Below are 23,886 nucleotides of genomic sequence, written 5' to 3' on the forward strand. Positions count from 1 at the left end.
ATACAGACCGACTGGTGGGCCGGGTCCAGTACTACCCTCGCGCTTCTGACGCGTACCCGCGCCGCCGCCGGTGGCACACGGGGCGCCTCCTCCAGCTTGCGTCAGCTTCCGTTCGCGGCCGAGCGCGGTGGCCGGCGCGCCCGGTTCCGGAACTGCGCGGGCGACGAGCCGACCACGCGGCGGAACGCGGTGCTGAACGCGCTCTCGGACAGGTAGCCCGTGGCCCGGGCCAGCTCGGAGATCGACATCGCGTCCCGGGCGAGGGCGTCGCGGGCGAGGCTCATGCGCCACTGGATCAGGTACTCCAGCGGCGGGACCCCGACGTGGTTCTTGAACGCCTGGGCGAACGCGGAACGCGACATGCGGCTCACCTCGGCCAGCTCCTTGAGGCTCCAGGAGTGGGCCACGTCCGCGTGCACGGCGCGCAGCGCGGCACCGATGCCGTCGTCGTTGAGGGCACCCAGCCAGCCGGTGGGCCGGTCCGTCTGAGCGGCGTGGGCGCGCAGCATGTGCACGAGCAGGATCTGCGCGAGGTGGTTCTGCACCAGCGGGCCGCCGGCGGCGGTGACCCCGACCTCGGTGGCCAGGAGATCGATCAGTTGCGCGAGCCGCCTGCCGTGGGGATCGGCCACGCGGACGATCACGACCGGCGGCAGGAGATCGGTGAGGAGGGCGGCGTTCCGCTCGTCGAACCCGATGTGCCCGACGCAGAGGTAGAGGTCGTCCTCGGACTGCGGGCCGATCCGCACGAACCCGTCTTCCGCGCCCGCCAGCACCGGCTCAGCGGGGCGCGGGCGTGCGTCGAGCGAGCCGGCGAGCACGTACGGCGGCGGGTTGCCCAGCATGAAGGTGTCGCCCGCCCGCAGGAGCACCGGCTCGTGCCCTTCGAGGATCAGCCAGCACGTGCCGCGCACGAGGCCGCCGACCCGCACGTGCAGGAACGGGTCGAAGCGCAGCGCCCACTCTCCCGTGGCCCGGAGGCTGGGCCCGATGACCGTGCGGGGCCGGAGCAGGCCGATCGCGTCGGCCACGGGATCCCTGAAGCCGAGCACCCGCGCCACCTCCTGGACGATGCGTAAAGAAGTGTGGACTTTACATTATGGATCACACTCCGCTGCTCCCGCACTATCGAAGCCGGAAGGATCGGCACCGAGACAGTGATGGAGACACCCACATGGGACAGCTCGAAGGCAAGACCGCGGTGGTCACCGGGGGCAGCACCGGTATCGGTCTGGCCACCGCCGTCCGGCTGGCGGACGAGGGCGCGTACGTGTTCGTCACCGGGCGGCGCGAGGCCGAGCTGGAAGCCGCCGTCAAGACCATCGGCACGGACCGGGCCACGGCGGTGGCCGGCGACATCGGCACGATGGCCGACCTGGACCGGCTCTACGACGCGGTACGGGCCAGGGGCGAGGGTCTGGACGTGCTCGTGGCGAACGCGGCGATCGGCACGTTCGTGACGCTGGAGCAGACCACCGAGGAGCACTTCGACCAGACCTTCGGGGTCAACGTCCGGGGCACGCTGTTCACCGTGCAGAAGGCGCTGCCGCTGCTCAACGACGGGGCCTCGGTCGTCCTGGTCGGCTCGACCGCCGGCGACCGCGGAGTGGAGGCGTTCGGCGCGTACGCGGCGTCGAAGGCGGCCGTCCGGTCCTTCGCCCGGACGTGGTCCAACGAGCTGAAGGACCGCGGGATCCGGGTCAACGCGGTCTCGCCGGCATGGATCGAGACCCCCGGCGGCACCGCCGCCTTCGGGGACGAGGAGACCGCCCGGGCCGTCAAGGAGAACGTCGCCGCGACCGTGGCCAAGGGGCGCATGGGCCGGCCCGACGAGGCCGCCGCGGTCGTGGCCTTCCTGGCCTCGGAGCAGAGCAGCTACGTCGTCGGCGCGAACCTCTACGTCGACGGAGGCACCAACCAGATCTGAGCGGCACCGCACGGCGGGTGGCATCCGGAGCGTCCCGGTCCCGGGTGCCATGCCGCTGCCGTCCGGGCCCGGAGCGGCGCCGCTGCTGTCCGAGCCCTCGACTAGACCGGGTCGCGCTCGACGGGGCAGCTCATGCACCGCGGGCCGCCCCGGCCCCGGCCCAGTTCGCTGCCGCGGATCTCGATCACCTCGATGCCCTGCTTGCGCAGGAACGTGTTCGTGGTCGAGTTCCGCTCGTACGCCACCACCACGCCCGGCTCCACCGCCAGCACGTTGCAGCCGTCGTCCCACTGCTCCCGCTCCGCGGCGTGCACGTCCTGCGTCGCCGTCAGCACCCGGATCCCGTCCAGGCCCAGCGCGGCGGCGATGGCGTTGTGCATGTGCTCCGGCGGATGGTCGGTGACCTTCAGATCGTCGCTGCCCGACCCGGGCTCGATCGTGTACGAGCGCAGCATGCCCAGGCCCGCGTACTGCGTGAACGTATCGCCGTCGATCATCGTCATCACCGTGTCGAGGTGCATGAACGCCCGCGCCTTCGGCATGTCCAGCGCGACGATCGTCCGCGCGGAGCCCGCCGCGAACAGCCCGCGCGCCAGCAGCTCCACCGCCTGCGGCGTGGTGCGCTCGCTCATCCCGATGAGCACGGCGCCGTTGCCGATGACCAGCACGTCGCCGCCCTCGATGGTCGACGGGTAGTCCTCCTGGCCGCCGGACCAGACGTGGAACTCGCCCGACTGCGGCCCCGCGAACAGCGGGTGGTGCTTGTAGATCGCCTCGAAGTGGACCGTCTCGCGCTGCCGCGCCGGCCAGCGCATCGCGTTGATCGACACCCCGTCGTAGACCCAGCAGGACGTGTCCCGGGTGAACAGGTGGTTCGGCAGCGGGCCGAGGAGGAAGTCGTCCGGGTCCATCACGTGGAAGCGCACCGACGCCGGCTCGGCGAACCCCTCCAGGTACTCCCGCTTCGTCATCCCGCCGACCAGCGCTTCCACGAGCGCCGCGGAGTCCATGGACTCGAAGGTGGAGCGGAGCTTCTCGGTGGCGAGCGGCCCGTACTCCTTCTCGTCGAAGACCCGGTCGAGGACCAGCGCCCGCGCCTCGGGAAGGTCCAGGGTCTCGGCGAGCAGGTCGCCGAAGAGGTGCACCTGCACGCCGCGGTCGCGCAGCACGTCGGCGAAGCCGTCGTGCTCCTCGCGGGCCCGGCGGACCCAGAGCACGTCGTCGAAGAGGAGGGCGTCCTTGTTGCGGGGCGTGAGCCGCTTCAGCTCCATGTCCGGCCGGTGGAGTATCACGCGGCTCAGGCGACCGGCCTCGGAGTCGACGCGGAATGAGGGCGCTGGCATGAGATCAGACTGCCACGCGGGGCGACGCGGGGCAGCGGTTCGGGATCAGTGACGGGAGCGGGGCGGGGCGGGGGTTACGGGCCGGGTGCCGGGCGGCGGCGGTGCGGGGCGGACGGGGGCGACGGGCGGGGGGTGTGGCGGGCCCGCGGTGGTGGTGCGCGGGCCCGCCCGTCTCACAGCCGCGGGTCCACCGGCTCCGACTCCAGCGCCAGCACCGCGAACACCGCCTCGTGCACCCGCCACAGCGGCTCCCCCGCCGCCAGCCGGTCCAGCGCTTCGAGGCCCAGCGCGTACTCGCGCAGCGCCAGGGAGCGCTTGTGGCCCAGGTAGCGGCTGCGCAGCCGGGTCAGGTTCTCCGGCCGGGTGTACTCCGGGCCGTAGATGATCCGCAGGTACTCCCGGCCGCGGCACTTGACGCCCGGCTGTACGAGCCGGCCCTCCCCGCTCCGTACCAGTGCCTGGAGCGGCTTGACGACCATGCCCTCGCCGCCGGCCGCCGTCATCTCCTGCCACCAGGCCACGCCCGCGGCCACCGACTCGTCGTCGCCGGTGTCGACGTACAGCCGCCCGGTGCGCCGGAGCAGGCCGGTGGCGTCCTGCGCCACCAGCCGGTCGAGCAGGGCGAGCTGGGCGTCGTGCGGCTCACCGGCCAGGTTCCGGCCCTCGGCGGCGAGGAGCTGGAACGGGGCCAGGCGCACGCCGTCGAGGCCGTCGACCGGCCAGCAGTAGCGGCGGTACGCGGCCGAGAACGCCTCGGCGTCGACGGCCCGCTCGCGCTGGCGGCCGAGGAGCGCGGCGAGGGCGGTGGCGGGGTCGGGCTCCGCGGCGCCGGCGTCGGTGCCGGCGGCCGGGGGTGCCGTCGGCGCGGTGGCCGCCAGGCGCGTCCGCGTCGCCTCCAGCGCCGCCAGCGCACCCGGGAACACCGCCCGCGACGCCGCGCCCACCGCGGCGTACTGCTGCCGCAGCAGCCCGCCCGCCTTCAGCGACCACGGCAGCAGCTCGGCGTCGAGCAGCAGCCAGTCCGTACCCAGCTCCTCCCACAGCCCGGCCCCCGTCGCCGCGTCGCGGACGCGGGCGAGCACCTGCTCGGTGCGCTCGGCGTCGGAGAAGAACGGGCGGCCGGTGCGCGTGTGCAGCGCGCCCGTCACGCCCGAGCCCGGCGGCAGGCCGAAGCGCTTCTCCGCGACGCCCGCGTCCCGGCACACCAGCGCCACGGCGCGCGAGCCCATGTGCTTCTCCTCGCACACCACCCGCGCCACGCCGTCCGCGCGGTACGCCGCGAACGCCTCCGCCGGGTGCTCCAGATGCCCCTCCTCGCCGGAGGTGGCGGTCGGCGCCATCGTCGGCGGCAGGTAGAGGAGCAGCCGCGGGTCGACCGCGAAGCGGCTCATGACCTCCAGGGCCGCCGCCGCGTTCTCCTCCCGTACGGCGACGCGGCCGTGCTGGCCGGTCTCCACGACGCGGCGGCCGTGCACGTCTGCGAGGTCCAGCGGGCGGTCGCCGGCCGTACCCGCCTGTGCGGCGTCCGTACCCGGGGCGCCGGCCGCGAGCGGCTTGACCGGCTCGTACCAGACCCGCTCGGCCGGGACGTCGACCAGCTCGCGCTCCGGCCAGCGCAGCGCGGTCAGCTTGCCGCCGAAGACGCAGCCGGTGTCGAGGCAGAGGGTGTTGTTGATCCACGACGCCTCCGGCGTCGGGGTGTGGCCGTAGACGACGGCGGCGCGGCCGCGGTACTCCTCGGCCCACGGATAGCGCACCGGCAGCCCGTACTCGTCGGTCTCGCCCGTCGTGTCCCCGTACAGCGCGAAGGAGCGCACCCGGCCGGAGGTGCGGCCGTGGTACTTCTCCGGCAGGCCGGCGTGGCTGACGACGAGCCCGCCGCCGTCGAGGACGTAGTGGCTGACGAGCCCGTCGACGAACGTCCGCACCCGCTCGCGGAACCCGGGCTCCGCCGCCTCCGCGCGCTCCAACTGCTCGACGGTCTCGGCGAGGCCGTGCGTCAGCTTGACGTTGCGGCCGTGCAGGAGGCGGCCCAGCTTGTTCTCGTGGTTGCCGGGCACGCACAGCGCGCTGCCCGCGGCGACCATGCCCATGACGCGGCGCAGCACACCGGGGCTGTCGGGGCCGCGGTCGACGAGGTCGCCGACGAAGACCGCCGTACGGCCCGCGGGGTGCACCCCGTCCTCGTACCCGAGGCTCGTCAGCAGCGTCTCCAGCTCGCTCGCGCAGCCGTGCACGTCGCCGATGAGGTCGAACGGTCCTGTGAGGTGGGCCAGATCGTTGTACCGGCGCTCCAGCACGACCTGGGCGGCGTCGATCTCGTCCGTGCCGCGCAGGTGGTGCACGGCGCGGAAACCCTCGCGCTGCAGCCCGCGCAGGCCGCGGCGCAGCTCGCGGCGCTGCCGCGGGATGACGTGGGCGCCCATGCCGGCGCGGTCGGGGCGGGCGGCGTTGCGCTCGCGGCAGACGCTCTCGGGGACGTCGAGGACGATCGCGACGGGCAGCACGTCGTGCTCGCGGGCGAGCCGGACGAGCTGGCGGCGGGCCTCGGGCTGGACGCTGGTGGCGTCGACGACGGTGAGCCGGCCCGCGGCGAGGCGTTTGCCGGCGATGTAGTGCAGGACGTCGAAGGCGTCGCCGGAGGCGGACTGGTCGTTCTCGTCGTCGGCGACGAGGCCGCGGCAGAAGTCGGAGGAGAGGACCTCGGTCGGCTTGAAGTGCCGCCGGGCGAAAGTGGACTTGCCGGATCCCGTGGTGCCGACGAGGACGACGAGGGAGAGGTCGGGGACGCCGAGGCGGCGGGGTGCGGTGCCGGGTGCCGGGGTGGTGTCGCTCATGACGCCTCCTTCGGGGTGCGGGCGGGGCTGGTCGTTCCGGTGGTGGTGCCGGTGGTTCTGCCGGTGGTTCTGTCGGTGCTTGTTTCGGTGCGGGTGCGGGTGGCGGTCCTGGTGAAGACCGCGAGCTGGGTCGGGGGGCCGGCCTCCGGGTCGTCCGGGCCCACGCCCTCGTACGCCACCGCGTACCCGAACCGTGCCGCCACCGGCTCGGCCCAGGCACGGAACTCCGCCCGGGTCCACTCGAAGCGGTGGTCCGCGTGCCGGACATGGCCGGCGGGCAGCGACTCCCAGCGCACGTTGTACTCGGAGTTGGGCGTCGTCACGACCACCGTCCCGGGACGGGCGGAGCCGAAGACGGCGTACTCCAGGGCGGGCAGCCGCGGCGGGTCGACGTGCTCGACGACCTCGCTCAGCACGGCGGCGTCGTAGCCCGCGAGCCGGCGGTCGGTGTACGTGAGCGCGCTCTGCAGCAGCGACACGCGCGCGGCCTGCCGCTCGCCCATGCGCTCCAGCCGCAGCCTGCGGGAGGCGGCGGCGAGGGCGCGTACGGACACGTCGACGCCGACGATCTCGGTGAACCGCGGGTCGTTCAGCAGCTCCTTGACCAACTGGCCCTGGCCGCAGCCGAGGTCGAGCACCCGGGCCGCGCCGGCGGCGCGCAGCGCCTCGGCGATGGCGGCGCGGCGCTGCACCGCGAGCGGCACCGGCTTCTCCTCGGTGTCGGCCGCCTCGTCGACGGCGTTGTCCAGCTCCTCCGGCTCGGCGTCGTCGGACTCGGCGAGGCGGGCCAGCTCCAGCCGCTCCCGCGCCTCGCGGGCGAGCGACCAGCGGCGGGAGAGGTACCGGCCGGTGATGAGGTGCTGCTCGGGGTGGTCCTCCAGCCAGCCCTTGCCGGCGCGCAGCAGCTTGTCGACCTCGTCGGGGGCGACGCCGTAGTGCTTGGCGTCGTCGAGCACCGGCAGCAGGACGTACAGGTGGCGCAGCGCGTCGGCGAGCCGCACCTCGCCGTCGAGGGTGAGGGACACGTACCGCGAGTCGCCCCACTCGGGGAACTCGGGGTCCAGCGGCACGGCGTCGGCGGTGACCTGCCAGCCCATGGGCGCGAAGAGGCGCTCGACGAGCCCGGGGCCGCCGCGGGCGGGGACGGCGGGGACCTCGACGCGCAGCGGGAGGGGCCGGGCGGCGCGCTCGGGGTGGGTGCGGCTGGTGCCGGTCATGGCGGTGCGGAAGACGCGGCTGAGCGCGACGGCGAGGAGGGAGGAGGCGGCGTAGGGCCGGTCGTTGACGTACTGCGCGAGGGCGGAGTCGGGGCTCTTGCCCTTGCCGCCCTTGCCCTTGCCCTTCGCGGCGCGCACGAGGCCGACGGGGTCCACTTCGAGGAGCAGCGCGGCGGTGCAGCGGGCGGGGGTCGCCTCGGGGTAGAAGACGTGGGCCGTGCCGCGCGAGGTGGCGAACTCCTGCGCCTTGCCGGGGTGCTTGTGCAGGAGGAAGCCGAGGTCGGTGGCGGGCGCGGCGTCGGTGCCGGTCGCGGTAATGGTCAGGAACACGTGAACGAGTATTTCGCGCGGGGTGGGGCGGGGGCCATCGGGTTTCGGGCGGGGGCGGGTGGCGCGCGAGCGGTGCTCTCGTCCGAGAGCAGTGCTCTTGGTGCGGCGGGCTGCTCACGTCGGGGAGCGGTGCTCTCGCCGGGGAGCGGTGCTCTCGCCGGGGAGCGGCGGTCGCGCCGGAGAGCGGCGGTCGCGCCGGAGAGCGGCGGTCGCGCCGGAGAGCGGCGGTCGCGCCGGAGAGCGGCGGCCGCGCCGGAGAGCGGCGGTCGCGGCGCGGGTCGGTGCTCACCGTCGAGAGCGGTGCTCAGCGGGCCGTGCCGCTTCCGTGCAGTTCCGCCGCCAGGGTGGCGATCGCCTGCGGGCCCACGCGGCAGCAGCCGCCCAGGGCGGCGGCGCCCGCGTGGCGCCAACCGGCCGCCGTCGGGGCGTCGAACGAGCCGGGGCCGCGCCAGGCATGGGTCTCCGCGTTCCAGGTCTCGCCGCTGTTGGGGTACGCCAGCACCGGTTTGCCCGTGACGCGGGCCGCCGTCTCCACCGCGTACGCGACGTCCTCCGGCGCGCAGCAGTTGACGCCGACCGCCGCCACCCCCTCGTCGTCCGCCGCGACCGCGAAGGCGTCCGCCAGCGGCTCGCCCGCCCGGGTCGCCCCGCCCGCGACCGTGTACGTCAGCCACACCGGTGCGCCGAGACCCGACGCCGCCCGCAGCAGCGCCGTCGCCTCCGTCACGCCCGGGACGGTCTCCAGCGCCAGCACGTCCGGCTCCGCCGCCGCCAGCACCTCCAGCCGGGGCCGGTGGAAGCGCTCCAGCTCCGCGACGCCCACCCCGGCCCCGTAGCGGCCGTGGTACTCCGAACCGTCCGCCAGCATCGCCCCGTACGGGCCCGCAGACGCCGCCACCCACACCGGCCGGGGCGCCTCGTCCGCCACCCGCCGGGCCAGCGCCACGCTGCTCGTCAGCAGCCGGGCCGCCTCCGCCCGCCCGACGCCGCGGCGTGCGAAGCCCTCGAACGTCGCCTGGTAGCTCGCCGTCAGCAGCACGTCCGCCCCGGCCCGTACGTACGCGGCGTGCGCGGCCTCGATCTGCGCCGGCTCCTCCGCGAGCACCCGGGCCGACCACAGCGCGTCGCGAAGGTCGCAGCCCTGCGCTTCGAGCTGGTTCGACAGGCCCCCGTCGAGCACGAGGGGCGGGCCGCCGGCCGCGGCCCGCCCGACCGCTTCCGGGAACGACGAGAGGGGTCTCAACTCCCCTCCCCCGGCTCCGGATCCTTGGCCGCCGGGAACCGCGACTCGTTGCGCTCGATCTTCGCCGCCAGCGCCGCCAGCGGGTCCACCCCCACCGCCGAGCAGAACTGCAGCAGGTACGACAGCACGTCCGCGACCTCGTCCGTCACCCGGTGCGCCGCCTCCGGGTCCGCCATGATCCGCGCGGACTCCTCGGGCGTCAGCCACTGGAAGATCTCCACCAGCTCCGCGGCCTCCACACTCAGCGCCGCGGCCAGGTTCTTGGGTGTGTGGTACTGCTCCCAGTCCCGCGCCGCGGCAAACGCCACGAGCCGCTTCTGCAGTGCCTGCACGTCGTCGCTCATGCGCCCCTGTCTACCACCCGGGCCCACGGTGAATCCGTCCGCCGGCGCCCTCTTGCCGCCGCAGCATCGCCGCGTGCCGGCCGACGCGGAGGTCGACGTCTCGGCGTGACGGAGGACGGCGGCGCGGCACGGTGCGGGACGGCGGCGCGGCCGCCTTCGCCGCACGGCCGTGACGGGCACGTGACGACCACGCCTCGGTACACCTCAGTACACCCAGCGCCGGAAGCCCGACTCCGCGTCGACCGTGTTGCCCGTGATGGTCGCCGCGTCGTCGCCCAGGAGCAGCGCCACCACGGCCGCCGCCTCGTCCGGCGTGTTCCACGTGCCGCGGGGAAGCGCCCGGCCCACCTGGGCGGCCAGTTCGTCGGTCGCCCAACCGGTGTCCGTGGGGCCGGGGTTGATGCAGTTCACGGTGATGCCGCGGTCGACGAGGGCGTCCGAGAGCGTCAGCGTCAACTGCTGAAGCGCTCCCTTCGTGGCGGCGTACGGGATCTCCTGGCTCATCGGTGCCAGATGCTGGCCGGAGGTGAAGAGCACGACCCGGCCGCCGCCCCGCTCCTTTCCCGCCGCCGCGTCGTACTGCGCCGCGTACGCCTGCACCAGCAGCAGCGTGGCCCGGACGTTCACCGCCCAGCACAGGTCCAGTTCGGCGGCCGTCAGCCGGTCGAGGTCGTACGTGGAGCTGCGGGCGTGGTTGACGACCAGCGTGTCCACCATCCCGTACCGCTCCCCCGCCGCGGCCAGCAGCGCGGCGGGGGCATCGGCTTCCGCGAGGTCGGCGTGGGCGTAGGCGAGCCGGTCGCCCTCGCCGCCGAGGGCGGCGGTGACGGCGGCGGTGCCGCCGCGGTCGGCGCCCCAGGGCATCTCGTCGTCGTGCGGCGTCCAGCCGTGCGCGAAGACGCGCGTGCCGTCGGCCAGCAGCCGGCGGGCGATGGCGAACCCGATTCCCTGCTCGCGGCTCACGCCGGTGACCAGTGCGGTCCGGCCCTGGAGGGGCATGTGCACTCCGTTTCGCTTCGTTCGTGGGGGTCGCCTCACCGGAATCGGCGGCTCCCCATGATCGGGCACACCCCCGCCCGCCCCGCAACGCCTTTTCCCACGAACTGACGACTGACAGATTCCGACATCTGACATCTGACATCTGGCATCCGTCAGTCGTCCGCCGTCATGCCTCCGCCTTCGCTCCCTCCCGCCCCTGCCCCGGCCGCTCCCGCCGCTGCGGCAGCGGCACCGCCGTGGCGCACTCCGCCTCCGCCAGCGACGGGTCGCCGACCGAGCCGAGCACCCGGATGTGGCCGCGCGCGCCCATCCGCCCGGACAGCGCCACGAGTTCCCTCGCCTGCCGGGCGTCCAGGCTCCGGTCGAGCCCGTCCGCCAGGACCGTCAGCACCTGGCGGGCCGGCAGCACCTCCGAGGCCGGGTCCACCGCCAGCACCCCGGGGCCGGTGAGCAGGACAAGCGCCATCGCGAGGTAGCGCAACTCGCCGTCGCCCAGCGTCTCGACCGGGGTGCTGCGCCGGCCAGGTTCGCGCAGCAGGACGGCGCGGACCAGCCCGTCCCCGTACTCCTCCGTCGTCAGGTCGTGGACCGGGCCCGCGCAGCCGCCGCGCAGGGCGTCCACGAGGGCCGCGTGCCGCAGGCTGCACTCGTCGCGTACGCGGCGCAGGACCGCGGGGAGGTTGCGGCTGTCGGGGGTGAGTTGTTCGCCGCCGATCGGTACGGCCGTGGCGGCGCGCATCAGGGCGGGGTGCGGGTCGCAGGGATAGACGGAGCGGAGGGCGAGGACGGCTTGTTCCGCGGCGGCGAGCACGAGGTGTTCGCCGTCCGTGCGGCCGCCGATGCGGAGCGGTAAGAGGGCGGTGCCGAGCCGGTCGTCGGGGAGCGGGGCGCGGGTGACGGGGGCGGGGCCCGCGGTGTGCCAGGAGGCTTGGACGCGGTCGCGCCGGGGGTCGCGGAGTGCGGTGGCGAGCAGGGTGTGCCCGGCGCCGGTGAGGCGTTCGCCGACGATGCGGAGTTCGGGTTCGGCCTGTACGGCGACATCGAGCCGTACGTCGCCGAGGGGGCCGCGGACGGTGCAGCCGAGGCGGACGCCGCGGCGGCCGGCGGCGTCGGGTTTGGCCCGCTGCGGTACGCAGGCGGCGACGCCTCCCGGCACCGGGGCGAACGCCTCTTCCAAGGTGGCTCCGGCGCCGAGTCTGGCCAGGACGCCGCAGGCTTCCAGGGCCGCGGTCTTGCCGCTGCCGCTGCCGCCGGTAAGCAGGGTGACCGGGCCGAGGCCGAGCCGGGTGCCGCGGTGCGACTTGAAGGCGGAGACGCGGAGTTCGCCGAGGGTGGCGCGGTCGGTGTGGGGGTGGCGGCCGGTGTGGGCGGTGCGCAGGGTGGTGTCCCGCGGCGGGTCGCGCGGGAGGTCGCGGGGGGCGCGGGGAGGGTGCCCGGTGGGGGAGGTCATGTTCCCGGACGCTATTGAGCGCGCCGGCAGCGGAACCGTTCCGGCAGCGGCACCTTCGCCCGAACGGGCGAGCCCCCCGCGGATCCGTGGGGGCCCGCCCGTTCGGTCGCGGTAAGGGCGCCGGGCCGGCGGTCGGTGAGCGAACGACGGCGTCAGTGGCCTGCGACCGGTTCGACTTCCGTGCCGAGGGGGGCGAGGAGGAAGACGTTGCGGTCGACGCGGTGCATGCTGCTCTGGATGCCGAAGGTGACGCCGCTGGCGAAGTCGAGGATGCGTTTGGCCACGTCGGGCTCGGCGCCGGTGAGGTCGAGCAGGACGGGGACTTGCGCTATCAGGTATTCGGCGACGCGCCGGGCGTCGGCGAAGACCTGGCAGCGGATGACGACGAACTGCCGCTGGTCGGCGTCGGCTTCGGGGTCGTCGAGGGCTTGGTGCCCGGTCCAGGAGGGCCATTCGTTGCCGCGCAGGGGGACGACTTCGGCGAGCCCCTGCCACTGCTCGTCGGTGACGTCATGTCCGGTCAACGTGCCTCCTCTGCAGTTCCGCGTGCTCCCGGTGCGGCCATCGGGCGAGTCTATCGATGGGCCGAACAGGTGACCGCGCAGGGACACACGGGAATCCGGGTTTTTACGTCCCGGGCGGCTCCAAGGTTCGGCTCGGCCCGTCTCAAGCAAATCCGAGGATTGACTCGGGTGTTGGGCGCGGCGGACGATCGGGCGGGATCCCCAGGCGGCAACCCGGCCGGGTCCGTACGCCGCGCGGCCGACGGCGTGCGGGGTCCGGCCGGGTGCCGACCGCCTGGGCGCCCTGGAGTGCCGCGCGTCAGTCGCGGCGGTACTGGGCCGGGGAGTTCTTCGTCGCCTCGTCCTCGTGGCTGCCGGTCGTGCCGCGGTCGACGTGGAAGGTGGTGAGCGTGGTGACGGGCGAGTCGGGGTCGCGGCGGTCGCCGATGACGCGCATGTGGGCGCTGAAGCGTTCGGGGGTGACGTCGTAGACGTCGTAGCCGTAGCGGTTGCCTTCGAAGTACTTGAGGTGCGGGTTGGCGGCGCCCATGACGGGTCCGTTGGTCCGGTTCCAGTCCGGTGAGTACGCGCCGGAGGTGACGGAGTGGGCGGTGAACTCGGTGCCGACAAGTGGCGATTCGGGGTTGTCGTAGTCGGTGCGGATGTCGTCGACGAAGGCGGAGTGCCAGTCGCCGGTGACGACGACGAGGTCTTCGAGGCCGGCGGCGTGGACGTGCTGGAGGACTTCCTTGCGTTCGGCGAGGAAGCCGTCCCACTGGTCGGTGAACATGTACGGGCCGCCGGGTGCGCCGCGGAGCTGGCTGAGCATGATCGAGTTGGCCCAGACGTGCCAGGTGTCGGGGGCGTTGTCGATGTGGTGCTTGAGCCAGTTCTTCTGGTCGGTGCCGAGGATGGTGCCGTCGGGGAGGTTCTGCGCGGAGCGGTGGGAGCGCAGGTCGAGGATGGCGAGCTGGACGAGTCCGCCCCAGTCGCGGGTGCGGTGGATCTCGGGGTCGGGGAGTGCGGAGTCGCCGAAGGAGTCGCGGTGCGGCATGTGTTCGTACCACGCCTGGTAGGCGGCGGCGCGGCGGCGTACGAAGGGGGCGCCGCCGCCGCTGCCGCTGTAGTCGTTGACGACTTCGTGGTCGTCCCAGGTGAGGAACCAGGGGTGGGCGGCGTGGGCGTCGCGGAGTGCGGGGTCGCCTTTGTAGAGGGCGTGGCGTTTGCGGTAGTCGGCGAGGGTGAGGATCTCGGGTCCGTCGTGGTCGCGGACGTGGTCTTCCGGTACGCCGCCGACCTGGCCGTGTTCGTAGATGTAGTCGCCGAGGTGGATGACGAAGTCGACGTTCTCGGCGGCGATGCCGCGGTGGGCGGCGTAGTAGCCGTCGTGGAACGCCTGGCAGTTGGCGGCGGCGAAGCGGACGCGGCCGACGGTGCCGCCGGGGGCGGTGCGGGTGCGGCCGGTGCGGCTGGTGCGGCCGAGGGCGCTGAAGGCGTAGTGGTAGGTGCGGCCGGGGGTGAGGCCGGTGACGGGGATGTGGACGCTGTGGCCGAGGGTGGCGGAGGCGGGTGCGGTGCCGCTGGCGACGACGCGGCGCAGTTCGGGGTCTTCTGCGACGGTCCAGCGGACTTCGACGATGTCGGGGAGGTCTTGTTCGGCGGCGAGGGGTTCGGGGGCGAGGCGGGTCCACAGCAGGACGGAGTCGGGCTGTGGGTCGCCGGAGGCGATGCCGAGGGTGAAGGGTGCGGTGTCGTATCGGGCGCCGAGTTTCTCGGCGGCGGCGCGGGCCTGGGCGGGGCCGAGTCCTGCGGTGAGGGGCCAGGCGGCGCCGAGGGCGCCGGCGGCGGCCGCGGATTTGAGGAGGGTGCGGCGGTCGACGGTCACGGGCGGCCTCCTCGGCGGGTGGCGGTGAGGGCGAGGGTGAGGGCGTCGGCGTAGCCGTCGTTGGCGGTGCCGCCGGCGCGGGTGAGGGTGAGCAGGAGGCGGGCGGTGCGGGCGCCGGGGGGTACGGGGGCGGTGGCGGTGCGTTCGAGGAGGGCGGTGCGGCCGGCGCGTTCTTCTGCGGTGACGGGGCCGAGGACGCTGAGGGCGAGGGGGGTGCCCTGGGGGTCGCGGAGTTCGACGGCGAGCCGGGCGCCGTCCTGCTGGTCGGCGTAGCCGCCGAGCCAGGCGGTGAGGGTGTAGTGGACGCGGCCGGCGTCGATGGCTTTGTGTCCGGTGGCGCCTGTGCGGGGGAGGTCGATGTCCTGGAGGAGTGCGGTGCGGGGGCTGTTGCCGCCGGTGAAGAAGCGGGTGCCGCGGGTGGTGGGGCCGGGGTCGTCGGGGGTGGGGTAGCCGCCGCCGAGGTCGTACGGGACGAGGGCGGGGGCGCCTTGGGTGAGGCGCCAGCCGTGGACGGTGGTGACGGGGTCCGCGGTGCCTCCGGGCCCGGTCTCTGCGTCGCCGTTGACGACGAGGTTCACGCCTGCCTCCCTGGTGGTCGAGGTGGGGGTGTGTGCGGGGTGTGGGGCGCAGGTATCACAGCAGCGGCGGGTGAACCTGCGGAAGACGTGCGGCGAATGGTGCCGGGCGCGGGTGCGGCACGGGTTGTGCGGGTCAGCCGTCGAGGAGGTGCCGGCCGCGGGCGGTGAGGCGGTGGACGACGTGGGGTCCGGCGCGTTCGCTTTCGGCGAGGCCGGCGCGGCGCAGGACGGTGAGGTGGCCGCTGACGGAGGAGGCGGGCATGCCGAGGCGGGCGGCGATGCCGCCGGTGGTGGCGGGGGCGGGGGTGGGGGTGAGGGCGGCGAGGATGCGGGCGCGGCTGGTGCCGAGGAGGGCGGCGAGTGCGGTGTGGCGGCGCGGGGTGGGGCCGGTGGTGGCGGGCGGGGCGGGGTGGCGGCGTACGGGGTGGACGACGACGGGTGGGAGTCCGGGGTCGGCGAGGGCGACGGGGGTGGTGTGGCAGAAGTAGGAGGGGATGAGGCGGAGTCCGCGGCCGTGCAGGTGGAGGGTGGAGTCGACGGGGTAGGGGGCGGTGAGGACGGGGTCGGTCCAGGTGAAGGGTTCGAGGGTGGCGAGGACGGCGGGCAGGCCGGTTTCGAGGGCTTCGAGCTGGCGGGCGCGGTCGGCGGCGACGGTGGCTTCTATTTCGCTCCAGTCGGGGGCGACGAGGTGGTGGTGGAGGTGGTGTAAGGCGTCGGCGAGGTCGGCGAGTACGGTGCGGTCGCCGGCGGCGAGGCGGCGGGTCCAGGAGGGCAGGGGGCGGTGCCGGGCGGCGAGGCGGATTTCGCGGGCGAGGCGGGTGGCGGGGGTGGCGCGCAGGGTGCGCAGGGCGGCGGTGATGCCGTCCTCGGATTCGGCGGGGGTGAGGAAGTCGGGGAAGTAGCGGGCGTCGGCGGGTGCGATGCCGTTGACGAACCGGCAGGTGCGGCGCAGGTCGTGCTGTTGCAGCCGGTGGCGGGCGCGGCGGTGCCAGGGGCGCAGTCTGGCGGGGAGGCGGGGTGCGGGGGTGTATGCGACGTGCAGCCCGAGGATCGCCTCCCAGATCGGGTCGGCGGTGCGCGCGAGCTGGACGTGGCGGAAGTCCCGGTCATTGAAGTGGACATGAAGCTTTCCGGCCATACCCGAGGGTAACCACCCGCGGCCTGCGCTGTCTCCGGCGCGACCGCTCCCGTTCCGGCCGCGGTGGACTCGGGTTTTCGACGGTGGCGGAAAACCCGTGCGGCGCGGGGGTCCAGGGGTGCCTACGATGCGTCGCCGCACGGCCAGCACCTTCGCGAGCAGCTACGGAACACGGGAAGGAGCCAGATGCGGCGCACACCAACACGGAGCCGGTGGCGCAGGGTTGCGCTGACCGGCGCGATCTGCGCGGCCGCCGTCGCGCACCCGGCGTATGCCGGGGCGGCCGGCGGCACGGCGGAGGCCGGCGGCCCCGCGCCGCCCGCCACCTGGCGGGCGGACCTCGCGGACGTCGGCGCGGACGACGTCAACGTCCGGTACGTACAGGGCGATCTGCGGCTGCGTTCGCAGACGGCCGCACCCGCGTCCCTGCGGTCGGTCCCCGGCGAGGGCAGCCAGGTCCTGGCGCCGGAGCGGCTCGGCCGTCCCGTCAACCGGGTACGGGCCGGGCTGGACGCCCGCGTCCCGGCGGGCGCCGAGGTTGCGGTCGACGTCCGCGGCCGGGCGCCGGACGGCGGCTGGACGGAGTGGCTGCCCGCGGGCGCGGACGCGGCGGAGGCGGCCCGGCTGCCGTTCGCGGTCACCGAGGTCCAGGCCCGGCTGACGCTGCGCGCCGCCGGCACCGGCGCCGCCCCGTCGGTCCAGGGGCTGCGGCTACGGGCCGACACGGACGCGGCGCCGCGCGCGAGCGCCGCCGCGGCCCCGCTGACGTACCGGCTGTTCGCCACCCGCGAGGGCCTGGTGGGCGGCACGACCGCCAACGGCCATGTCATCCAGCCCAACGACCACTTCGTGGCCCTGCCGTCGCGGCGCGGGCTGTCCCCGAAGGGCAGCGCCGAGTACTCGGTGCAGGTCTGCGGCCCGGCGCGGTGCGAGACGGCGCCGGTGTGGGACGTGGGCCCGTGGAACACCAAGGACGACTACTGGAGTCCGCCGTCGGTGCGCGAGTCGTGGCGGGACCTGCCGCAGGGCATGCCGGAGGCGCAGGCGGCGTACCAGAACGGCTACAACGGCGGGCGCGACGAGTTCGGCCGCCGGGTCGCGAACCCGGCGGGCATCGACCTCGCCGACGGCACGTTCTACAACGTCGGCCTGAACGACAACGGCTGGGTCGACGTGACGTTCCTGTGGACCGGCGACCAGACCGGCAAGCGGTTCCCCACCTGGGGCACCGACGTGCGGGTCCGCCAGGCGTCCACCACCTCCTCCGCGGTGCTGACCACCCTGCCCGGTCCTACGCAGGTGCGGGTGGAGTGCCAGGAGCGCGGCGAGCGGATCACGTACGACGGCCACACCAACGACGCCTGGGCCTACCTGCCCGACTACGGCGGCTACATCTCCAACATCTTCATCGACGTCGCCGACGCCTGGCTGCCGGGCGTCCCCGAGTGCTGAACGCGCCACCCCCGCACCTTCCACCCCCACCGAAGGAGGCGACCCGATGCCTCGCAGACCCCACTCCTCCCCCGCCGCCGCTTCCGCCCGCCGGCCGGCGCGGCGGGCCGCGGCGGTCGTCGTCGCGGCGCTGCTGACGCTGCTGGGACTGACCGCTGCGGCGCCGGCGCAGGCCGACCCGAGCCCCATGCTGGCGCCGAACTTCAAGGCGCCGTTCCCCTGCGGCCAGCAGTGGACGTACAGCCATCACAGCGCCGAGGTGCGCCGCGCGCTGGACTTCATCCGCTCCGACGGCGGCGGCACCGCGGGCACACCGACGGTCGCCTCCGCGGCGGGCACCGCCACCCGCCACTACCAGGCGGGCGGCGCCGGCAACTACATCGTCATCGACCACGGCGGCGGCTGGAAGACGTACTACTTCCACCTCGCGTCGTTCTCCGTCGCCAACGGCGCCTCGGTCGGCCAGGGCCAGCAGATCGGCGTCACGGGCAGCACCGGCAACTCCTCCGGCGCCCACATCCACTACGAGCAGCTCCTCAACGGCGTCGGCCAGGACATCCGCATCAACGGCTCGGCGCTGCCGTATCCCGGCTCGTACGGCCAGTACCACCTGCGCAGCGACAACTGCGGCAACACCAACTTCTCCACCTGGGGCAGCGGCGTGAACGTCCGCGCGGACGCGCGTCTCAGCGCCCCGGTGGTGACGACCCTTTCGGGGCCGACGCGCGTCTTCGTCGAGTGCCAGAAGCAGGGCGACGTGGTCAACGCCGAGGGCTACACCAACGACTGGTGGAGCCGCCTGCGTGACCAGCGCGGGTTCATCTCCAACATCTACATCGACCATCCGGACGCGAAGCTGCCGGGCGTGCCCCTCTGCTGAACCCCCTCGGACCCGCAGGGGCCGGCGTCCCGCGCCGGCTCCTGCGCCGGGCCCCGCCTCCTCACCAGGGCGGCGGTTCGCCGCCCTCGCGGTCCCCGGCCCCGTCCCCGTCGCGTCGTCTGCGGGCCATGCCCGCCGGCGCAACCGCGACCGGGGCAATGGCCACCGCGGCGAAGACGCCTACGAAGACCGTGCCGGGGACGTCCGGCAGCGACCCGGCGTTGCCGGTGGCCAGGAAGGCGACGGCGACCGCCAGCACGCGGCCGACCAGCACACGGACCGCGGTGCGGCCCCAACCCATCGCCTCCACCAGTGAGTTCTCGTTCCGCTCGGCGGCACCGGCCCTGGCCCGTGCGGCGGTGGTGACCTCGGGCCGCGGCGTCCAGTCCGCGCCGCGGCGGCGCTCCCGGACCTCGCGGATCGCCTGCGCCTCGCGGTGGGCGAGCAGGCCGCGGCGGTCCATGACGTTGGGCAGGCTCACCCGGCGGCCGTCGCGGTGGTGGACGACGACGCTCATGACGGGGCGCTTGCGCTCCGCCGACGCGGGCGCGTTGTGCTCGACCTCGACGGCGAGGAGATCGGGCCAGGCCAGCCGTCTGGTGCGCAGCCAGCGGAGCGTGATGCCGCTGTCGTCGACGATCGTCACGCTGCGGACGACGCAGCAGCCGAGGAGCAACAGGGCCAGCGCGGCGGCGCAGAACGGGATCGCGACGGCGGCGGGCGCGTCGGCGCCGATGACCAGCAGGAGTCCGAAGAACGCGAACAGCCCGCAGAAGACGGCGCACAGCAGGGCGAGGAAGATCATCGATCCGAGGTGGCCGCGGTACGTGCGCACCCGGCCCCCGCCACCCGTCGTACCGGCCATCGCGCACCCCGTCCCGTACCGTCCCGGCCTTCCCCGCCCGCGCAGCCGTGCGACGGCCGCCGCGGGCGGTCCGGTAGGGGCCGCGCCCGGGGAGGGCACCCGGGCGCAGGCATCCGCTATCGGCGAGCGGCGCGGGCGTAGCGGGAGGCGAGCGCGTGGTACGCCTCCTTGGGCTCCCAGTGCCAGGGCGACTCCGGGTCGCCGGGGGTGTCCTGGACCGGCTTGACGATGGCGTAGCTGACGGTGTCGAGGTCGTGCACCGGGTCGTCCGGCCAGTGCCAGGACCCGGGGGTGAGGAACTCGAAGGCGTGCGCCGAGTGCAGCCCCATCGAGTCGATGACGTCGTAGACGTCGGTGAGGTACGCGGCCTGGGTGCGCTCGCTGCGCACCAGCGGCTCGGTCAGCTCCGGCGGGGTCTTGTCGAAGTCGACCTTGGCCCACCCCATGCCGCCGTCCGCGGGGGCGCCCTCGTAGGTGCAGCAGCCGAACTCGGAGATCGACAGCGGCTTGCCGAAGCGCAGGTAGGCGCGCAGGTCGCGGCGGTAGCCGGCGGGGCGCGGGTGGTAGCCGTAGTAGTCGATGCCGACGATGTCGAAGAGGTTCCAGTCGACTTCGTCGTCCTGGGCGGCGGCGTAGCTGAGTTCGCCGCCGAAGACGGACCGGCCGACGGCGGCGGCGCGGGCGGTGAACTCATCCAGTTTGCGCTGCATCTCGACGGGGTCGAAGGTGCCGTTCTGGATGTTCTCGATCCGCTCGAAGACGTTCGCGCCGGGCACGATGCCGGGCACGAAGAGCCAGAACTCGCACCCGACGCTCAGCTCCACGCCGGCGCCCTGGCGGCGCAACCCCTCGGCGTGGCGGCCGACTTCGGCGAGGTGGTCGAGGATCTCGCGCGGCGGACGGTCGCCGAGGGTGGGTTCTGCGCGTACGTACAGGCCGCGCTCGGCGGCTTCCTCGGCGGTGGCGGTCAGGCGGGCCACGCCGTCGCCGGTGACCTTCACGGCGTTGGCGTGCAGACCGTCGCGGATGGCGCGGATGTCGCGCCGCATCCGGGCGGCGCTCCACCGGGTGGCGGGGGTCTCCCCGGCACCGATGGTGTAGCAGACGCTGCGGTACCGCAATCCGCTGCCGCCCCGGCCCCCGGCGCCACCGGCCGTCCGCGCCGGCTCCGCCGCCCCGCCGCTGTTCGCGGCGGCCACCGACCCGCCCACCGCAGCGGCCCCGACCCCCGCCGCCCCGGCCAGGAACCGCTTCCGGCTCAACCCCCGTGCCCGCACTCCCCGTCCCTGCATGTACGCCTCCCGCGGCTCGCGCCGTCACCCCGGCCCGGCGGCCTGCCCGGCCGGGCCTTTCCCCGCACATTAACAGAGCACGCACTCTATTAATGCGAGATCCACTTGAAACGTTCAACTCGCCAACATTCTCCGGGGTGTTGACGGACCATGTCTCCAGGTCTAACTTCCGGTCAGCGCGAAGACCGATATGAAACCTTTCAATTGGGGGCTCGATGAGCGACCGCACCCGGATGACGCGCAGACGCGCACTGCAACTCGCCGCCGCCGCGGCAGGCGCCGCCGGCGGCACCGCCGGCTCCTTCTGGCAGCCCGTCCACGCCGCCGCGCCCGCGGGCCGCGCCGGCTGGTCCGCCGACCGCTTCGCCCGCCCCGGGACGGGCAGCATGCCGATGGTCCTGTGGTTCTGGAACGGCACCCTCACCCGCGAACTCGTGGACGAGGGCCTGGTCGACATGCGCGCCAAAGGCGTGACCGAGGTGCTGGTCTTCCCCTTCGACACCGCCGCGCTGCGGCCGGAGTTCTTCACCGAGGAGTGGTTCGACCTCATTGGGCACACCCTGCGCGAGGCCGGGCGGCACGACATGGCCGTCTGGCTGTTCAACGACGACTTTTTTCCCAGCGGCCGGGCCGGCGGCTTCGCCGTCCACGGCGGCACGGTCGGCGACCGCACCTATCCCCCGCGCCCCGATCTGCGCGCCAAGTGCGTGCTGCGCAGCACCTTCGAGGTCGCCGGCGGCAGCACCGTCGAACTGATGGGCCGGGGGCTGTCGGTGTCGGACGGCCGGCTGCTGGTCGACGCCGCGGCGTACGACGGCGTACGGGTCCTGAAGACCGGCGCGGAGTGGACCGACTACGACGTCACCGCCCGCGTCCGCATCGAGCGTGCCACCGCCGGTCTGATGGTGCGCTGCCCCGACGCGAAGAACGGCTACCTCGCCGACCTGCGCACCGACGGTGGCGTGGACATCTGGCGCCAGCGTGACGGCGCGTTCACCCGGCTCCAGCAAGGCCAGCCACGGCCGGACTTCGACGCCGCCGCGGACCACGAGCTGACCGTCACCGTCCGGGGCGACCGCATCACCCCCGTCCTCGACGGCACCGCGCTGCCCGGCGCGACCGACACGACGTTCGCCACCGGCACCGCCGGGGTACGCGCCACCGCCACCCAGCGCTCCTCGTGGGACAGCCTGCGCGTCACCTCGCCCGAAGGGGCCGAGCTGTTCGCCTCCGGCTTCGAGGCCGCCACCGACGCAGACGCCTTCGCGCCCCCCGGCGACCTCGGCACGCCCGTCGCAGCCGTGGCCCGGCCCGCCGGGGCGAGCGGCGACGGCACCGTCGCCCGGATGACCGACCTGACCGACGCCGCCCAGGGCCCCGGCCGCTGGGAGGCGCCCGCCGGCGACTGGCAGGTCGACGTCTACAGCCTCCGGCTCCTCGCCGACTCCAGCGGCCCGTGGCGCAACTACCTCGACCTCCTCGACGACGAGGCCGTGGAGCTTTACATGGACATCGTCCCCGGCGAGTACCTGCGCCGCTTCGGCTGGGCAGCGGGCGGCGTGCTGCGCGGCTTCGCCGACGACGAGCCGTTCCTCGCCTCCTCCCCCGCAGCCTGGGGGCGGGTGCCGTGGTCTCCGACGCTGCCCGCGGAACTGGCGCGGCTGAAGCCGGGCGCCGGGGCGGGCGTCGTGCTGTCCGCCGTCCACGACGACCTCGGCGCCGAGGGCCGCGAGCTGCGCGGCGCGTTCTGGCGCGCGGTGTCCAACCGGTTCGCCGACGCCTACTACCGGCGCCTCGGCGGCTGGACCGCCGAGCGCGGCCTTGAGGTCATCTCCAATCCGCTGTGGGACGAGTACGGCCCGGCACGGCAACTGCGCAGCAGCGGCAACCTCAACACCTCCCACCAGTGGGTGCAGATCCCGGGCACCGACCTGATCTTCGACCACCAGGAGCTCGGCTACCACCGGATCCTGCCCCGCTGGCCCGCCAGCGCCGCCCACCAGCGCGGCCTGGAGCGGGTGTACCTGGAGGCCATGGGCGGCGTCGGCTGGCAGACCACGCCCGCGCACACCCGCGAGGTCATCGGCTCGTTCGCCGTACGCGGCATCAACAAGGTGCTCCTGCACTGCCGCTTCTCCGACTCCGACACCATCGTCTACCCGCCGCCCTTCCAGCCGGTGAACCCCTGGTGGGACCTCTCCGCCCCGCTCAACACCTGGATCGGCCGGGTCGTGGAGGCCACCCGCGCCACCGCCCCCGCGCCCACCGCGCTGCTCCAGCCACAGCGCGCCGCCGAGTGCTACCAGGACGACGAAGACGAACGAAACGCGATCGACACGGCGTTCACCGGTGCGGTGCACGCTCTGGAGGACGTCCAGGTCGACTTCGACTTCCTCGACGAGGGCGCGCTGACCGGCGATCCCGCGCTCATCGAGCACGCCCGGCCACGCGGCGGCCGGCTCGCGGTCGGGCACGCGGCGTACGAGTTCGTCGTCCTGCCGCAGACGCCCATGCTGTCGCTGGACGCGGTATGGACCCTCACCGCGTTCGTCGCCGGTGGCGGCACTCTCGTCGCGGTCGGCGAGCCGCCGCGGCACGAGCCCGCGGGTCAGGACGACCGGCTCGCCCGCGCCCTGGACCGGCTCTTCGCCCACCCGGACGCCCACCGCGCCGACGACCCGGCCGCCGCTGCCGCGCTCATCGCCGAAGGCGGGGGCGCCGCGGCCACCCTGGTGCCCGCCACGCCCGAGGTACGCGTGCTGCGGCTCTCGCGCGGCGGCGACGCGGCCTTCTTCGTCACCAACGAGCGGGACGAGGCGGTTGAGTTCACAGCCGTCTTCCCCACCGAGGGCGCACCGGAGCTGTGGGACCCGGAGTCCGGCGCGGCGCGGCCCGCGGCCGTCTGGCGGCGGGAGCGGACGGGAACGGCCGTGCCCCTGCGGCTTGAGGCCCGGGCGACGCTGCTGGTGGTGCTACGGACGGCGGGCGGGGAACCCGCGCACGCCGTCGAGGCGAACGCGCCGGTGGAGGAACTGGCGATGCGGGGCGACACGGCGATCGCCACGGTGCGGGTGACCTCCGCGACGACCGTCCGTGTCACCGCCGTCGACGGCCCCCGCCGCTACGCGGGCAGCCGCGTCGTGGACGACCCGCTGACCGCCGTGCCGCTGGACGGCGACTGGAGCTTCCGCTTCGACCGCGATGGCGCCGAGACCGTGCACCGGCCGCTCGGCTCGTGGACCGAGCTGGACGCCGCCCACTCCGGGTCGGCGGAGTACGGACGCGGTTTCCGCCTGGGGGCTGAGGAACTGGGGCGGCGCCGCTGGCTGCTCGACCTCGGCGACGTCCGCGACGTAGCCGAGGTGACGGTCAACGGGCAGGAGCTGCCGCGCCGCCTGTGGGCTCCGTACCACGTGGATGTCACCGACGCGCTGCGCGCCGGGGCGAATGAGCTGGCCGTCCGGGTCACCAACACGGGTGCGAACGCCCGCGGCAACGCGGTGCCGTCCGGGTTGCTGGGCCCGGCGTTCCTGCGGCCCGAGCTGCTGGTGGAGGTACGGCTGACACGGCGGACGGGCTGAGATCCGCACGCCGCCGCCGTCC

The 23,886-nt window shown here is 74.4% G+C and carries 18 protein-coding genes; 4 read left to right on the plus strand and 14 right to left on the minus strand.

Going from position 1 to position 23,886, the window contains the following annotated elements:
* Nucleotides 1-101: 101 nt before the first annotated feature.
* Entirely contained in the window at nt 102-1,061 is a 960-nt protein-coding gene (locus tag CXR04_RS06135) for an AraC family transcriptional regulator (protein WP_234380084.1), read from the minus strand.
* A 113-nt stretch (nt 1,062-1,174) separates the two neighbouring features.
* On the opposite strand from CXR04_RS06135, the gene CXR04_RS06140 reads away from it, so the two are divergent.
* Nucleotides 1,175-1,927, plus strand: a complete 753-nt coding sequence (locus CXR04_RS06140) for an SDR family NAD(P)-dependent oxidoreductase (RefSeq protein WP_101420866.1) — start codon at nt 1,175-1,177, stop codon at nt 1,925-1,927.
* Between the two features lie 101 nt (nt 1,928-2,028).
* Here the strand turns inward: CXR04_RS06140 and CXR04_RS06145 are convergent, their stop codons facing one another.
* The 11 genes from CXR04_RS06145 to CXR04_RS06195 all read right to left on the minus strand — a co-directional run bounded on the left by CXR04_RS06145 (nt 2,029) and on the right by CXR04_RS06195 (nt 15,794).
* Entirely contained in the window at nt 2,029-3,270 is a 1,242-nt protein-coding gene (locus tag CXR04_RS06145) for an arginine deiminase (RefSeq protein WP_101420867.1), read from the minus strand.
* A 173-nt stretch (nt 3,271-3,443) separates the two neighbouring features.
* Nucleotides 3,444-6,107: a polynucleotide kinase-phosphatase gene (locus tag CXR04_RS06150; RefSeq protein ID WP_101420868.1), complete on the minus strand. Its 2,664-nt coding sequence runs from the start codon at nt 6,105-6,107 to the stop codon at nt 3,444-3,446.
* On the minus strand, nt 6,104-7,654 hold the full coding sequence (locus tag CXR04_RS06155) for a 3' terminal RNA ribose 2'-O-methyltransferase Hen1 (RefSeq protein ID WP_101420869.1): 1,551 nt from the start codon (nt 7,652-7,654) through the stop codon (nt 6,104-6,106). The genes CXR04_RS06150 and CXR04_RS06155 overlap by 4 nt, the downstream gene beginning before the upstream one ends.
* Before the next feature lie 304 nt (nt 7,655-7,958).
* Nucleotides 7,959-8,897 (minus strand): homocysteine S-methyltransferase, encoded by a 939-nt coding sequence (gene mmuM / locus CXR04_RS06160; protein WP_101420870.1) that lies wholly within the window; start codon nt 8,895-8,897, stop codon nt 7,959-7,961.
* Entirely contained in the window at nt 8,894-9,241 is a 348-nt protein-coding gene (locus CXR04_RS06165) for a nucleotide pyrophosphohydrolase (RefSeq protein ID WP_101420871.1), read from the minus strand. The genes mmuM and CXR04_RS06165 overlap by 4 nt, the downstream gene beginning before the upstream one ends.
* Nucleotides 9,242-9,445: 204 nt before the next feature.
* Nucleotides 9,446-10,240 carry an SDR family oxidoreductase gene (locus CXR04_RS06170; RefSeq protein WP_101420872.1) on the minus strand — a complete coding sequence of 265 codons (795 nt, stop codon included), beginning with the start codon at nt 10,238-10,240 and terminating at the stop codon, nt 9,446-9,448.
* Between the two features lie 166 nt (nt 10,241-10,406).
* Nucleotides 10,407-11,690, minus strand: coding sequence for an AAA family ATPase (locus CXR04_RS06175; RefSeq protein WP_234380085.1), 1,284 nt, complete (start codon nt 11,688-11,690; stop codon nt 10,407-10,409).
* A gap of 152 nt (nt 11,691-11,842) precedes the next feature.
* Nucleotides 11,843-12,214: a cell division protein SepF gene (locus tag CXR04_RS06180; protein ID WP_101420873.1), complete on the minus strand. Its 372-nt coding sequence runs from the start codon at nt 12,212-12,214 to the stop codon at nt 11,843-11,845.
* A 298-nt stretch (nt 12,215-12,512) separates the two neighbouring features.
* Nucleotides 12,513-14,078, minus strand: coding sequence for an alkaline phosphatase D family protein (locus CXR04_RS06185; RefSeq protein WP_101420874.1), 1,566 nt, complete (start codon nt 14,076-14,078; stop codon nt 12,513-12,515).
* Nucleotides 14,075-14,656, minus strand: a complete 582-nt coding sequence (locus tag CXR04_RS06190; protein WP_101420875.1) for a phosphoesterase — start codon at nt 14,654-14,656, stop codon at nt 14,075-14,077. The genes CXR04_RS06185 and CXR04_RS06190 overlap by 4 nt, the downstream gene beginning before the upstream one ends.
* Nucleotides 14,657-14,789: 133 nt before the next feature.
* Complete coding sequence (locus CXR04_RS06195) at nt 14,790-15,794, minus strand: winged helix-turn-helix domain-containing protein (RefSeq protein ID WP_101420876.1); 1,005 nt, start codon at nt 15,792-15,794, stop codon at nt 14,790-14,792.
* Between the two features lie 186 nt (nt 15,795-15,980).
* Between CXR04_RS06195 and CXR04_RS06200 the strand changes: the two genes are divergently transcribed.
* Together CXR04_RS06200 and CXR04_RS06205 are read left to right on the plus strand one after the other, a co-directional pair.
* Nucleotides 15,981-17,246 (plus strand): SH3 domain-containing protein, encoded by a 1,266-nt coding sequence (locus CXR04_RS06200; protein WP_101420877.1) that lies wholly within the window; start codon nt 15,981-15,983, stop codon nt 17,244-17,246.
* 46 nt (nt 17,247-17,292) lie between these two features.
* Nucleotides 17,293-18,126, plus strand: coding sequence for a peptidoglycan DD-metalloendopeptidase family protein (locus CXR04_RS06205; protein WP_101420878.1), 834 nt, complete (start codon nt 17,293-17,295; stop codon nt 18,124-18,126).
* 61 nt (nt 18,127-18,187) lie between these two features.
* On the opposite strand, the gene CXR04_RS06210 is transcribed toward CXR04_RS06205, so the two are convergent.
* Both CXR04_RS06210 and CXR04_RS06215 read right to left on the minus strand, forming a co-directional pair.
* On the minus strand, nt 18,188-18,991 hold the full coding sequence (locus CXR04_RS06210; RefSeq protein ID WP_101420879.1) for a PH domain-containing protein: 804 nt from the start codon (nt 18,989-18,991) through the stop codon (nt 18,188-18,190).
* 116 nt (nt 18,992-19,107) lie between these two features.
* Nucleotides 19,108-20,253: an abortive phage infection protein gene (locus CXR04_RS06215; RefSeq protein ID WP_101420880.1), complete on the minus strand. Its 1,146-nt coding sequence runs from the start codon at nt 20,251-20,253 to the stop codon at nt 19,108-19,110.
* 245 nt (nt 20,254-20,498) lie between these two features.
* On the opposite strand from CXR04_RS06215, the gene CXR04_RS06220 reads away from it, so the two are divergent.
* Complete coding sequence (locus CXR04_RS06220) at nt 20,499-23,864, plus strand: glycosylhydrolase-like jelly roll fold domain-containing protein (RefSeq protein ID WP_199850401.1); 3,366 nt, start codon at nt 20,499-20,501, stop codon at nt 23,862-23,864.
* Nucleotides 23,865-23,886 lie beyond the last annotated feature (22 nt).

This window comes from Streptomyces sp. CMB-StM0423 (genome assembly GCF_002847285.1).
Classification (GTDB): domain Bacteria; phylum Actinomycetota; class Actinomycetes; order Streptomycetales; family Streptomycetaceae; genus Streptomyces.

What these genes read in the sequence shown, in the direction of transcription:
- CXR04_RS06140 (WP_101420866.1), top strand. Translation starts at nt 1,175, where the DNA reads ATGGGACAGCTCGAAGGCAAGACCGCGGTGGTCACCGGGGGCAGCACC.
- CXR04_RS06145 (WP_101420867.1), bottom strand. Translation starts at nt 3,270, where the DNA reads ATGCCAGCGCCCTCATTCCGCGTCGACTCCGAGGCCGGTCGCCTGAGC.
- CXR04_RS06150 (WP_101420868.1), bottom strand. Translation starts at nt 6,107, where the DNA reads ATGAGCGACACCACCCCGGCACCCGGCACCGCACCCCGCCGCCTCGGC.
- CXR04_RS06165 (WP_101420871.1), bottom strand. Translation starts at nt 9,241, where the DNA reads ATGAGCGACGACGTGCAGGCACTGCAGAAGCGGCTCGTGGCGTTTGCC.
- CXR04_RS06170 (WP_101420872.1), bottom strand. Translation starts at nt 10,240, where the DNA reads ATGCCCCTCCAGGGCCGGACCGCACTGGTCACCGGCGTGAGCCGCGAG.
- CXR04_RS06175 (WP_234380085.1), bottom strand. Translation starts at nt 11,690, where the DNA reads ATGACCTCCCCCACCGGGCACCCTCCCCGCGCCCCCCGCGACCTCCCG.
- CXR04_RS06195 (WP_101420876.1), bottom strand. Translation starts at nt 15,794, where the DNA reads ATGGCCGGAAAGCTTCATGTCCACTTCAATGACCGGGACTTCCGCCAC.
- CXR04_RS06200 (WP_101420877.1), top strand. Translation starts at nt 15,981, where the DNA reads ATGCGGCGCACACCAACACGGAGCCGGTGGCGCAGGGTTGCGCTGACC.
- CXR04_RS06205 (WP_101420878.1), top strand. Translation starts at nt 17,293, where the DNA reads ATGCCTCGCAGACCCCACTCCTCCCCCGCCGCCGCTTCCGCCCGCCGG.
- CXR04_RS06210 (WP_101420879.1), bottom strand. Translation starts at nt 18,991, where the DNA reads ATGGCCGGTACGACGGGTGGCGGGGGCCGGGTGCGCACGTACCGCGGC.
- CXR04_RS06220 (WP_199850401.1), top strand. Translation starts at nt 20,499, where the DNA reads ATGAGCGACCGCACCCGGATGACGCGCAGACGCGCACTGCAACTCGCC.